The sequence below is a fragment of the Chromobacterium vaccinii genome, assembly GCF_000971335.1.
Lineage (GTDB): Bacteria > Pseudomonadota > Gammaproteobacteria > Burkholderiales > Chromobacteriaceae > Chromobacterium > Chromobacterium vaccinii.
Genome location: NZ_JZJL01000074.1, coordinates 1 through 12582, shown reverse-complemented (window position 1 = coordinate 12582; position 12582 = coordinate 1). Strand labels below are relative to the sequence as shown.

11 protein-coding genes are annotated in these 12582 nt (G+C 67.8%); all 11 read right to left on the bottom strand.

Annotated features, from left to right (window positions below):
* The coding region (locus VL52_RS21560; protein WP_046158969.1) for a hypothetical protein at window positions 1–623 on the bottom strand (623 nt) is incomplete at its 3' end.
* Between the two features lies 1 nt (window position 624).
* Entirely contained in the window at window positions 625–1509 is an 885-nt protein-coding gene (locus VL52_RS21555) for a UbiA family prenyltransferase (RefSeq protein WP_046158968.1), read from the bottom strand.
* Window positions 1510–1513: 4 nt separating this feature from the next.
* Window positions 1514–2281 (bottom strand): HAD-IIA family hydrolase, encoded by a 768-nt coding sequence (locus tag VL52_RS23610; RefSeq protein ID WP_052729460.1) that lies wholly within the window; start codon window positions 2279–2281, stop codon window positions 1514–1516.
* Window positions 2282–2292: 11 nt separating this feature from the next.
* Window positions 2293–3462: a polyprenyl synthetase family protein gene (locus VL52_RS21545; protein ID WP_160298978.1), complete on the bottom strand. Its 1170-nt coding sequence runs from the start codon at window positions 3460–3462 to the stop codon at window positions 2293–2295.
* A 14-nt stretch (window positions 3463–3476) separates the two neighbouring features.
* Window positions 3477–5465: an asparagine synthase (glutamine-hydrolyzing) gene (gene asnB, locus VL52_RS21540; RefSeq protein ID WP_052729459.1), complete on the bottom strand. Its 1989-nt coding sequence runs from the start codon at window positions 5463–5465 to the stop codon at window positions 3477–3479.
* A gap of 4 nt (window positions 5466–5469) precedes the next feature.
* Window positions 5470–6285: an amino acid kinase family protein gene (locus tag VL52_RS21535; protein WP_160298977.1), complete on the bottom strand. Its 816-nt coding sequence runs from the start codon at window positions 6283–6285 to the stop codon at window positions 5470–5472.
* 10 nt (window positions 6286–6295) lie between these two features.
* Complete coding sequence (locus VL52_RS21530) at window positions 6296–7021, bottom strand: (5-formylfuran-3-yl)methyl phosphate synthase (protein WP_021477960.1); 726 nt, start codon at window positions 7019–7021, stop codon at window positions 6296–6298.
* Window positions 7022–7715: 694 nt separating this feature from the next.
* A complete protein-coding gene (gene tssA, locus VL52_RS21525) occupies window positions 7716–8801 on the bottom strand; it encodes a type VI secretion system protein TssA (RefSeq protein WP_046158964.1) in 1086 nt (361 codons plus the stop codon).
* Between the two features lie 9 nt (window positions 8802–8810).
* On the bottom strand, window positions 8811–9074 hold the full coding sequence (locus tag VL52_RS21520) for a PAAR domain-containing protein (RefSeq protein ID WP_021477958.1): 264 nt from the start codon (window positions 9072–9074) through the stop codon (window positions 8811–8813).
* The gene (locus VL52_RS21515; RefSeq protein WP_046158963.1) at window positions 9071–10507 is read right to left on the bottom strand and encodes a hypothetical protein; all 1437 of its coding nucleotides are present in this window, start codon (window positions 10505–10507) and stop codon (window positions 9071–9073) included. The genes VL52_RS21520 and VL52_RS21515 overlap by 4 nt, the downstream gene beginning before the upstream one ends.
* A 12-nt stretch (window positions 10508–10519) precedes the next feature.
* A partial coding sequence (gene tssH / locus VL52_RS21510; protein ID WP_046158962.1) for a type VI secretion system ATPase TssH occupies window positions 10520–12582 on the bottom strand: 2063 nt, incomplete at its 5' end.

The following is a 12582-nucleotide window of genomic DNA, read 5'->3' as shown; positions in this document are numbered from 1 at the left end:
GCGGCGGCGGTCGCGGCGGCCAGGCCGAAACCCGGCGCGCCGGCGTAATTGGCCAGATGGGCGATGAAATCGGTCAGCGAGCCGTGCTCCAGCCTGCGCTCGGCGCCCCACAAGTCCATGGTGGTGCCCAGGCTCTGCTGGAACAGATAGCGCTGGGCCAGGCGCAGCCTCGCCTCCGGCGCGAGGTTGTCCGCGCGGCGCAGCACCAGCACCGGCGCCAGCTGGCGCGCGTTGTAGGCGATGGTGACCCAGACCGGCAGCGGCACCGCCACCTTGTCGCTGACGCTGGCGTCCAGGTCGCGGCCGTTGGCCAGATCATCCAGCATGAAGGACGCCAAGTGGGTGAACTCCAGCGCGGCCAGCAAGGCCGGATGCTCGCTTTTGTCGCCGCCCAGCGCGTCGATCAGCAAGCCGGCCAGCGCCGGCTTCAGCCTGCCGTCGTGCTTGTCCGCCCACTCGCGCAGCGGCTGGAAGAAACCCTGCTCCAATGCCGGCCAGTCCCAGCCGAAACGGGGCCGATCGACCACTTCGGCCAGCCAGGCCATGTCCTCGCGCTCCGGCAGGTAGCGATGGAGGGCCGCCGATGCGCATTGCTGCGCCGCCTTGAATTGCGTGGTAATCACATCAACTCCCTGTAGTCAGTGAATGCGTCCACACCATGCCGGCCGCCAGCAGGCCGCCGCCGTACATGATGTACAGATGGGAAGCCCAGTCCTTTTCCGGCTGGCGCCGGTACCATTCCAGAAACAGCAAGCCCACCGGCAGATGCACCACGGCGAACAGCATGCAGCCCGGGGTCAGCACGCCGGAGGCCGCGCCGTAATACATCAGCGCGCAGGTCAGCAGGTGCACCATCCTCAGCAGCCAGTAGGCGGCCCGCTCGCCAATCAGGAGCGGCACGGTGCGGAAGCCGGCCCGGGCGTCGCCCGGCATGTCGCGGACGTCCCACATCAACTCGACGAAGTAGTTGAGGGCGAAGCTGAGGACGATGGCCTGCAGCGCGGCCTCGCCGGGCCGGGCGCCGACATAGAGATGCGGCGTCAGCACCAGCGCCACCGACCAGAACAGCCCGGCGTACAGGTTCTTCACGAACGGCACCTCCTTGATCCGCAGCGGCCGGCCTCGCCAGTTGAACGGCAGCGGACGGCTGTACAGCGAGCCCAGGAAATGCACGGCGCCGCCGTACAGCACGAAGATCCAGCCCGCGTGCAACGACAGCAGGAAGCCGCCGAAGAAGCAGGCGGCGACCACCGCCTTGGTGTGGCGGTTGCGGCCGAACAAGCGGTAGCGGCTGCTGTAATTGACGTCGTCTTCCTCGGCGTCGGTGTAGATGTTGTAGATGTAGCCGCCGGCAGTGGTCAGCACGATCATCAGGTAGTAATCGAAGCCCAGCGGCAAGCGCAGCGCCTGATTCCAGAAATAGGTGAGGAACACCGGCATCAGCGCGATGTGGAAGCGGTTGGTGAAGAAGTAGCCGGCGGTGCCTAGGCTCAAGGCGCGGATATTCATGCTGTCACCTGCACAGTAAGGGAATCAGTTGATCGATGGCGTCGATGCGCCAGTCCGGCTCCGGGCCGCCCGGCGCGTCGCCGCCGGGCGTCACCAGCACCGCTTTCGCGCCGGCGTTGCGCGCCAGCGCGACGTCCTGAAGCGGCGAGTCGCCGATCACCACGCAGTCGGACAACGGCGCCGGCAAATCCATCACCGAAGCCAGCGCATAGGGGTTCGGCTTGCCCAACACCAGCGCCTGCGCGTCCAGCGCCTGCTCGATGCGGGCCACGGTCTGGCCGGGGCCGGGATGGATGCGGTCGCCGTCGGGAAAGCCCAGGTCGCGGCAGGTGGCGATCAGCTGCGGCTGCCCCGCCCGCGCCAGACGCCGCAACGTTTCCTCGTCCAGCTCCGGATCACGGCTCGCCACCACGGTGTCCGCCTCCTCCGGCGCCGCCCAGCTCAGCAATCCGCCGCACATGGCGTCCAGTTCGGCGCGCAGCGCGTCGGAGCCGACGACGAACAGCCTGCGCGGCCGGCCGCAGCGCCGCAGATAATGCGCGACCGTCATCGCCGCGGTGTACACCTCGTCGGCGTCGGCCTCGACGCCGGCCGACGCCAGTTGCTTCGCCACTTGTTGCCGGCCGACGCTGCTGGAGTTGGTGAGGAAGCGCAGCGGATGCCCGGCCGCGCGCAGCTGGCGCAGCACCTCTCCGGCAGGCTGGTGGCCGGCCGGCTCCCGCCGGCCCAGCAGCACGCCGTGCAGATCGAAGATCAGGGGCGCGTAAGCCATCGGCGTCCTCCTCAGGCCAGCAGCGCCGCCGCCGGGCGGGAAGCCGCCAACGGACGGTGCCAGTAGGCCGGCGACACGAAGTAGTCGGAAAATTGCCGCAGCAACGGCAGCCTGTCTGCCGCCAATGCCGGCGTCGCGTCGTCCAGCGCCGTGCCGGCGCGGGCGATGCAGCGCGCCACTTCGCTGCCGCAAGCGTCCAGCGCGCCGCTGCGCGCCAGGATGGCGATGATGTCGCCGCTGTCCAGGCCGGCTTGCGCGCCCGATTGCCACGCCAGCAGCGCGTCCCGGTCGCGGCCCCCGGCCATGGTCTTGGCCAGCGCGTAAAGATAAGTGGGCTTGCAGTGCTGCAGATCGGTGGCGACGCCGCGTCCCTGCCCCTTCTCGCTGGCGGCGTTCAAGTCCTCCAGGTCATCCTGCAGCTGATAGGCCAGCGCCGACTGTCCCGCCCAGCGCTCCAGCGCCTCGGTCCGGCCCGCTTCCGCGCCGGCCAGCCGCGCCCCGGCGTACGCGCACAGCTCGAACAATCGGCCGGTCTTCAGCCAGGCGTTGTCCAGGCAGGCCTGCGGCGAGGGCATCTCGTCGCCCTCGTGAAACACATCCTTGAGCTGGGCCGCGTTGTCGAAGAATTCGTGCCGCTCCAGCGCGCGGGCGACGTCCAGCACCGCGGCCTGATCGAATCCGCTCTCCAGCAGCAGCCTGCCGGCCAGCGCGCGGCAGATCTTGCCGTAGGCGAAGGCGGTGATCGCGCCGCGCCGCATCGCGCCGCCGGAGAACACTCGGCCGACGCCGTCCTCCGGCCCGCGCCGATCGGCGAACCAGCCGGCGAAGGCCTGGTGCACCGTCGGCCAGCCGCGCCGCGCCGCGTCCTCGTCGTAGATGTCGTCGTGCACCAGCGTGTGATGGTGGTACAGCTGCATCGCGGCGGCCACCGGCAGGATGGCGTCCTCGTCGCCGCCGCAGGCCAGATGGGCCAGCGCCGCCGCGATGCCGTGCATCCGCTTGCCGTCGCAGTCCAGGTAATGCCGCAGCCAGCCGTATACCCGGCCGATCAGCGGATGGCCGCGCTCCGGCCCCTCTTCGCGCAGCGACTCGATCGCCGCCGCGATGCGTTCGTCTATCCTGCCCCGCAGCCGCTCCAGTTCGGTCGGCATGCGCTGCGCATCGTGCGCTGTTGCGTTCATCAACGGCTCCTTGCTCATGCGATGGTCGCCGGCGCGGATCGCCGCGCCGTATCCCCGGACGCGGCCGACTCGCCATCGGCCAGATGCAGGTGGTGCCAGAGCTGGGTGCTGGCCACGAAGGTGGCGCCCAAACCCAGCCCCAGCCGCTCGAGATAGCGCCTGGCCTTGCCGCCGGCAGACGGCGGCGAGGCCAGCGCCTGGAACAGCAGCCGCACCCGCTCGGGATCGAAATAACCGTACTCGGCCAGCTTGCCTGGCGACAGCAACTCGGCGTACAGCGGCGATGCGCGCGGGCCGACGAAAGGGGTGCCGAACGGCATCACGAAGCGGGTTTTCGGCCGCCAGGCCACCTCGTCCGGCAGCCAGCGCGACGCGGCGACGCGCAGGATGTGCTTCTCCCGGCCGCGGCGCAGCTTCAGCGCCGGATCCAACGCCGCCGCGTACTCGACCAGATCCCGGTCCAAAAAGGGATAGCGCCCCTCGACCGAATTGGCGGCGTAGATGCGGTCCCCATGCGCGCCCAGCAGATAATTGGACAGCATCACCTGATAGGACACATACAGCGAACGGTCCAGCCAGTGGCGGCCGCGCACCGCGCCGCGGTCGAACTCGAAGCCGTCCCAGCAGCCGCCCGCCGCAGCCATCGCGCGCAGATCGGCGGAGAACAACGGCGTCAGCGCCTCGCGGTAGAACTCCCATTCATAGGCTTGCGCCGGGACGCAGCCGAAATGCTCGGCCAGCGCGCCCAGCCTGTCTTCGCCCGGCAACAGGCACTCCGAGCCGTAATGGCTGCGCAGCCAGGGCCGCATCAGCGCCCGCAGCGGCGCGAGGCCCCGGCGCGTCAGCGCGCCGAATCGCCGGTATTGGCGGAAGGCCAGATAGCCGGCGAAGGCCTCGTCGGCGCCCTCGCCGGTCAGCACGATCTTGGAGCGCTTGCCGGCTTCGCCCGCCAGCCGCATCAGAGCCGACGCCTCGGTGGAAATCATCGGCGTCTCGCCATGCCAGATCAGCCGGGGGAAGGCGTCGGCGATGCCCGCCTCGTCGATCCGGACCCGTTTCAGATCCACTCCCAACCACTCGGCGGTGCGGCCCGCCGCGCCGCCCTCATCCATCCGTCCATGTTCGGATGCGGCGCAAAAAGCGGCGATCGGCGCTTGTCTGCCGCGCTGCAGCAGCGCGGCGATCACTGCCGAATCGATGCCGCCGCTGAGGAAGCAGGTCGGCTCGAACTCGCCCTGGGCGTGGCTGACCACCGCGCGCTCCAGCCGAGCCGCCAGGCCGTCGGCCGCCTGCGCCTCGGTCAGCCTGGCGTGTTCGCCGGCCAGCGGGAAATCCAGCGTCCAATAGCGGCTAGTCTCCGCCCGGCCAGCGCGGAAGCTGAGCCTGTGGGCGGCGGGCAGTTGATGGATGCCGGAAAACGGCGTCAGCGGCGCGCAGACCGCGCCGAAATAGCCGAGCTGCAGCATCGCCCGCGGCTCCGCCCGGCGCGGCATGCCGGCCACCGCCAGCAGACCCTTGATCTCGGAGCTGAAATAAAGCGCGCCGTCCAGCCGCGCCCAATGCAAGGGACAGATGCCCATCCGGTCGCGCGCCAGATGCAGCGAGCCGTCGCGGGAGTCGAAGATGGCGATGGCGAACTGGCCGTCCAACCATTGGAAGCAATCCGCTCCGTGCTCCTCGTACAGATGGACGATGACTTCGCCGTCGCTGCCGCCAGACAGGCTATGGCCGCGGCGCGACAGTTGTTCGCGCAACTCGAGATGGTTGTAGATTTCGCCGTTGAACACGGCGTGGATGGAGCGGTCCTCATTGCAGAAAGGCTGGCTGCCGTTGGCGACGTCGACGATGGCCAGCCTGGACGAGGCCAGCAATGCCGGACCGACGCGCCGCGCCGCCAGGCTGTCCGGGCCGCGGTGGGTCTGGCGCAATATCATCCGTCTGGCCTCGGCCACGTCGCCATCGTGCGCGTGGCGGTCCAACAGCGCTCCCGCGATTCCGCACATGCGGCTATCCTCCCGCCCGATCCGACAGCAGCCGCGTGCCCTGCAGCGGCGAGCCGTCCAGCGCGCCGTTCAGATTGCCGGCCACCCTGCCGTCCACCACATAAGTGGCGATGCCATGGCGCGCGGCGCGGAAGCCATGAGATATCTTGGCCAGCATGCCGCCGCTGACGTCCTGCCCAGCCGCGTCTATCTTGCGCAGCGCGTCGCCGTCGCTCTCGGACAGATGCCCGTGTATCGCCTCACTGCGGCCATGCTCCCGGTAGACACCGTGCGCGCGGGTGGCCAGCACCAGGCTGGCCGCGCCAAGCGCCAGCGCAAGCTCCACCGCGATGATGTCGCTGGAGCAGACGGCGAAGCCGTCGCAATCCAACACGAAATTGCCGCCGATCACCGGCGTCACGCCGCGAGCCAGCAGCGCCCGCACCGGCCCCAGGTCGAGCGGAGAAGCGCGCCCCGCGCTGGCGCGGAACAACTGGATGGCGGGCAGCCGCAAAGGCTTGAGGCCGCCCGCCTCCAGACAATCCAACACTTCCAGCTCCAGCCGGGCCAGATCGCGCGCCACCTCGGCCACCACGCCGGCGCGGCCGCGGGGCAGCCTGCCGTCCAGATAGCCATAGCGGCGCGCCGGCGGCTTGCCGTAAGCGCCAGTGCCGTGCACCAGCACCAGCGGCCGGCCGCTGGCGGCCAGTTCGCGCGCGCGCGCCGTCAACAGCGCGCGGTTGACGTCCGGGCCGCCTGGCCCCTCGGAGGTGATCAGGCTGCCGCCCAGCTTCACCACCGCGCAGCCCGGCGCGGATGCGGAGTGTGGAATGCCGCTCACGATGGCCGCGTCACTGCGCCACGGCGATGGCGTTGGCGGCCTTGATGAACTGCTCGGCCTTCACCGGGTCGATGGTGGTGCCGCGGTCGTAGCCGCTGCACACCGCGCCACGCACGCCGACCACGTCGGCGCCGATGCGGGCCAGCAGCTCCAGGTGCTCTGCGCGCACCGAACCGGCCAGCGCCACCTTCAGGCCTTTGGCGTGGGCCTGTTGCACGAACTCAGTCAGCTGTTGCTCGTTCAGCGCGTCGAACAGCGACTTGCCGTCCTTGATGTAGGTATCCACCATCACCATGTCCGACTTGGACTCGGCGGCGATTTCCACCAGTTGCTGCGGCGACAGGCCGCCGAAACGCTGATAGTCGGCATAGCCGGCGGTGACCACGGTCACGGACGGATCGAAGTCCTTGCAGGTGCGCACCACGGCGCTCATCAGCTCCACGCCCTCGGCCACGTCCTTGGAGCCGTGCAGGCCGGCCTTGACGTATTTGACGCCGCTGCTGACCGCGCCCAGCGCCGCCAGCGAGGCGGTGCCCGGCTTGTGCGGCAGATCGCCCAGCGTGGCGCTGAACACCACCTTGGGGTCATTGATGCGGGCGATCACCTCGCGGATGATCCAGGGAAAGCTCGCCCCCAGCGAGCCCTCGTTGATGTTCTTGATATCGATGATGTTCGTGCCGCATTCCCAGGCCACAACCGCTTCCGCCGTACTGATAGGACTGATCAGAACCTTCATTCCCTGCCCCCTGACTCTCACGATTTAAGCAAAACGGCGGCCGCCGCTAGCGACCCGCCCCAATGGATTTCCATCAATAGAACGACCTGACTCCCAGCAACGTCATCCACGCTTCGCCGTGACCCGGATTCGGGCTCGCCGCAGCCTGCGCGGCGGCGCTCGCACGAAAATGTGAATGTCATCAAATTACATCATTTGTCGATTCGAAAAAATAAAAAACATTAATATCCATCATCCTTGTGTCGGCCTTGCGGCCAAAAAGACACAAGCCATTGTTTTAAATTGGAATCTAACGACAGTTAATATTTGAAAAATATATTTCTCACTAAATTAATCAATAAGGCAAATCATAAAAATCCAATTAAAATCAACCCAGTAAAATCATTCACGCAACAAAATGACAGGATGAATGACTTATAAATATCAGTAAAATTGACGCTTAATTCATGAAATCCATCCCAAGCAAAATGGACGGCAGCCCATGCTGAAAATAAGGCTTGTTTATGCGATGTTCGGCGATCCGCCGACCACTCTCGGTGAAACGCTTCGATAAATACCCCAATACCTCCGTCATCGCAGGCACCCATCCAGCCAAGCGACGCCGAATCGGAATGCAAACAAAAAAACACGCGGCATGGCGGCCGCGTGTTTTTCTTCTCCCGGCGATAGAGACCGCCGTTTCATTGCTGCAAACTCACTCGTTCTGGCGTACGTCCAGCAGCTCCTGCAACTGGCTCAGCGTGCCGCTGTCCTTCACCACATGCTGCAGCCATTCCTCCAGGCTCATCTCCGCCCAGCGCGCCGCGCGCTCGGCCAGCAGCGCCACCGGGCTGTGCGGTTCGTTGTGGCGGAAGTAGCGGGCCACCTCGGTCAAGGCGGTCACCGCCTCCTGGCGGCTGCGGATCTGGCCGTTGAAGGCGCTGGCCGGAACGGCGGTATGGACCGGACTGGGCATGGCTTGGCTCACGGTTTTGCTTTCCTCGGCGGGCGGCCGCTGCTGCGCGACCGCCGGCGCGTTGCCGGCGAACTGCTGGCGATAGCGCAGGACTAGGTCCTGGCAGGCGTAGATGGCGTTGCGGATGTCGGCCAGGCTGGGGCCGGCCTGGCCGAAGCGCTGGTCCACCTGGGCGTCCAGCTCTTCATAGGCGGTCAACAGCGCCACCAGCTCCTCGGCCTTGGCCTGGAACCAGCCGTGGCCCGACAGTGTGGCGGCCTTCTCGAAAGCGTCGCCGCTGAGCTTGCCCTCGGCGATGGCCGCTTCCCGCGCCTCGCCATCCTTCAGGCCCAGATTCTCCACGTCGCGCGACTGCTGCCACTGATGCCAGCTGTAGCCGCCGAACTCAGGCTTGATCAACGGCACATTGCGCAGCGCGTTGCCCAGCTGCTGGTTCAGCCACTCCAGCTTGGCCAGGCGCTCGTCCAGATCGTGCGGGTCCAGCTCCGGATAACCGTTTTCCCAGAAATCCCGCAGCCAGCCGTTGACCAGGGACAGGCCCCGCGCCAGGCCGGCGGCGCCGTTGACCTGGGTCTGCGCCTCGGCGTACCAGGCCAGAAGCTGCAGATCCTTGCTCTTGTTCTGCAGCGCGTCCTCGCACAGGCGTATCACCAGCGGCCACTCGGCGGTTTTCAGCGACTGCTCCCAGTCTCCCTGCGCCAGCGACGGATCGTCGCTGCGGCGCGCTTCGCGGATCTGGTCGAAAACCAGCGAATAAGCCAGGTCTTCCCCGGCCGGCGCATCCGGACGTACCGGCCGCATCAGGTGTTCAATGCTTTGATCCATATTCTTTCTCTAACCCTTGCTGACCTGGGGCAGCGTGGAAATCAGCGTGGCGCCGCAGCTGACCTTGTGGCCGTCCAGCGCCACCGCCTTGCCGCCGACCAGCCAGCCGCCGTCGCCTTCGACGATGGTGCAGTTGACGTGGCCCTGCTGCGGGCAGGTGACGGAATCGCCGACGCAAGCCACCTGCTTGCCGAACAGCGTGGTGGACGAGGCGGCGCTCACCACCTTGCCGCCGTGGTCGGTGGGGTCGCCCAAACGGATTGCAGCCTTCATGCTGTCGCCTCCTCTGCCGGCGGTCTGGCCAGGGCCAGCGACACCAGCTCGTCATGGAAATGAGTAATCACCGCGGGCGCCTGCAGCCGCGCGCAATGGCAGACCGCCGCCGCCGCCAGCAGCACGGCAGTCGCCGCGCCGGCGTCGCCCCATTCGCGCACCACGTTGCTCGCCTCGTCTATCGGGTGGAGTTCCACCTGGTGGCGGGACAGCGCGGTGGCAATGGCCGCCAGGCGCACGCCGCCTACGTCGATCTGGCCGCTGTTGTGGCACAGCCAGGCCAGGGTCGACGCCTGATTGCTCTCCGGCTTGGCCTCTTCCGGGCTGAACGGATAGTCCAGCAGCGCGGCGTTGACCAGCGCGTTGTCCAGCACCGGCTGCAGGCTGCGCGCCAGTTGCAGCGCCTTGTCCTGCGCCAGGCTCACCGAGCTGGACTGGGACAGGACGGCCAGCCTCGGCAGCCGGGCCAGGCTGGCCTGCTGGCTGGGCGGCACCACGCCCCAACCGGCGGCCCGGCCGGCGAAATCCTTTTCCCAGTAGGGCTGGTAGGGGTCGGCGTCCTCCGCCTCCTGTTCCGGCTCCGCTGGCGCGGCCAGTTCGTCGCGCAGGAACAGCATGGCCACCACCGCGATCCCCGGCTCGCCGAACCAGCTGCGGCGCTTGCCCAGTTCGGGATCGGCCTCGCCCCAGTCGTCATCGTCGTCCCGCTCCGCCAGCGGCGCGTCGGCCGCCAGCACCACCAGGCCCGGCAGCTCCGGGTCCTGCTCCAGCACTTGCAGCACGCGGTCCGCCAGTTGGCCGCTGCCGGACAGGAAGAGGCAGTCGCCGCCGACGTGGGCGTCGCCGCCCAGGCTATCGGCCACCGCCTGCTGCTTCAGTTCCTTGACGCGGGCCAGCTGCTCGACACCCGGCACCTGCCGCATCGGCTCCAGAAACAACGGCAGCCAGGCCGCGCCCGGCGCCTCGGCGTACAGTGCGGCCAGCATCTCGGCCAGATGCGGCGACAGCGCGTCCATCGCCTCGCCGGCTTCCACCTCATCGCGCGCCAGCGCCTGCCAATGGACGCCGTCGGCCATTTCCGCCAGCCAAGCCGGCTCGTCCTTCACTGGCGCGGCCGCCGTCCACAACCAGCGGCAGCCGATGGCGCGCTGGCGCTCCAGCAGCTCGGCGGCGTGCTGGGCGCGCGCCGCCTCGCGCTTGTCGCTGCGCTCGGCCTCGGCCTGCTCTTCCTGCTGCTTGGCCTCCTCCGCCGCGCGCTTTTCCTTCAGATAGCTCCACAGCTTGACGCCGGCGCTCAGCAGCATCGGCGGCCCCAGGTGCAGCATCAGGATGGCCGACGGGCTGATGCGCTGCCAGCTTTGCGGCAGCGCCAGCCAAAGCAGCGCCCACCAGCCGATGGTGACGCCGCCGAACAGGCCCAAGGTTCTCCACATCGCGAATGCTCCTTAGCTTACCTTCACCTTGACCTGCTCGCCCTTCAACGCCACGGCGATCTTCTTCACCGGACGGCCGGAGGCCATCCGCGCCAACAGGTCGTTGGAGATCTGCGCCAGCAGCGTGCGGGTGAGGATGGCGTCGGCGTTGCGGGCGCCGCTGTCCACGTCCATGCAGCGCGCGGCCATCTGTTCGGTCAGCTCCTCCGGGAACTCCACCTGGGCGCCGTGGTTGTCGGCGATGCGCTGGCGGATCTTGTCCAGCTTCAGGCCGACGATGGCGCGCAGCACGTCGTCGCTGATCGGGAAGTAAGGCACGATGGTCAGGCGGCCCAGGAAGGCCGGCTTGAAGGTCTTCTGCAGCGTCGGGCGCAGGATTTCCACCAGGTCGTCGGCGGTCGGATCGCGGGTCTCGTCTTCCACCGTCACGCCGTGCTCGCAGGCGCGCATCACCAGCTCGGTGCCGGCGTTGGAGGTCAACAGGATGATGGTGTTCTTGAAGTCCACCTCGCGGCCTTCGCTATCCTCCAGCACGCCCTTGTCGAACACCTGGAAGAACAGCTCCAGCACGTCCGGATGCGCCTTCTCCACCTCGTCCAGCAGCACCACCGAATACGGCTTGCGACGCACGGCCTCGGTCAGCACGCCGCCCTCGCCGTAGCCGACATAGCCCGGCGGCGAGCCCTTCAGGCCGGACACGCTGTGCGCTTCCTGGTATTCGGACATATTGATGGTGATCAGATTGCGCTCGCCGCCATACAGCGCCTCGGCCAGCGCCAGCGCGGTCTCGGTCTTGCCGACGCCGGACGGGCCCACCAGCATGAACACGCCCTTGGGCTTGCCCGGGTCTTCCAGATTGGCCTTGGCGATCTGCACCCGCTCGGCGATCTGCTCCAGCGCGTGGTCCTGGCCGATCACGCGCGCGGCCAGCAGCTTGGCCAGCTTTTGCACCTGCTCCAGCTCATTGCTGACCATGCGGCCCAGCGGAATGCCGGTCCAGCCGGAAATCACGTCGGCGATCACGCTCTCGTCCACGCACTCGAAAGCCAGCGGCTGGGTCTTCTGCAGCTCGCGCAGCTCCTTGCGCTTGGCCTGCAGCGGGCTGATCTTCTTGCCCTTGGCCGGCTTGGCCTCGTCCTTCTGCGCCTTCAGCTCGTCGATCTCGACGATCAGCTTCTGCTGCGCCTCCCAGGCCTCGTGCAGCGCGGCCAGATCCTGCTCCAGCTCGGCGCGCTGCGCCTGCAGCTCTGCGATGCGGTCGGCATGGCCTTCCTCCCGCTCCAGCGCCGCGGTTTCGCGGTCGATGTTGGCGATCAGCACCGATACGTCCTCGATCGGACCCGGCTTGCCGGCGCGCGACAGCGCGACGCGGGCGCAGGCGGTGTCGAGCACGCTGATCGCCTTGTCCGGCAACTGGCGGCCGGCGATGTAGCGGCTGGACAGCTGCACCGCTGCGGCCACAGCCTCGTTCAGGATTTCCACCTTGTGGTGCTTGGCCATCGCGTCGGTCAGGCCGCGCACCATTTGCACGGCGATTTCCGGCGCCGGCTCTTCCACTTTCACCACTTGGAAACGGCGCGCCAGCGCGGCGTCCTTCTCGAAGTATTTCTTGTACTCGGCCCAGGTGGTGGCGGCGATGGTGCGCAGCTCGCCGCGCGCCAGCGCCGGCTTCAGCAGGTTGGCCGCGTCGTTCTGGCCGGCCGCGCCGCCGGCGCCGATCAGGGTATGCGCTTCGTCGATGAACAGGATGATGGACACCGGGCTGGCCTTGACCTCGTCGATCACCTGGCGCAGGCGGTTCTCGAACTCGCCCTTGACGCTGGCGCCGGCCTGCAGGAGGCCCAGGTCCAGCGTGCGCAAGCAGACGCCTGCCAGCACCGGCGGCACCTCGCCCAGCACGATCTTGCGCGCCAGCCCCTCCACGACCGCGGTCTTGCCGACCCCTGGCTCGCCGGTGAGGATGGGATTGTTCTGCCGGCGGCGCATCAGGATGTCTATCATCTGGCGGATTTCAACGTCGCGGCCCAGGATAGGGTCGATCTTCCCGGCTTTGGCCTGCGCGGTCAGGTCTATGG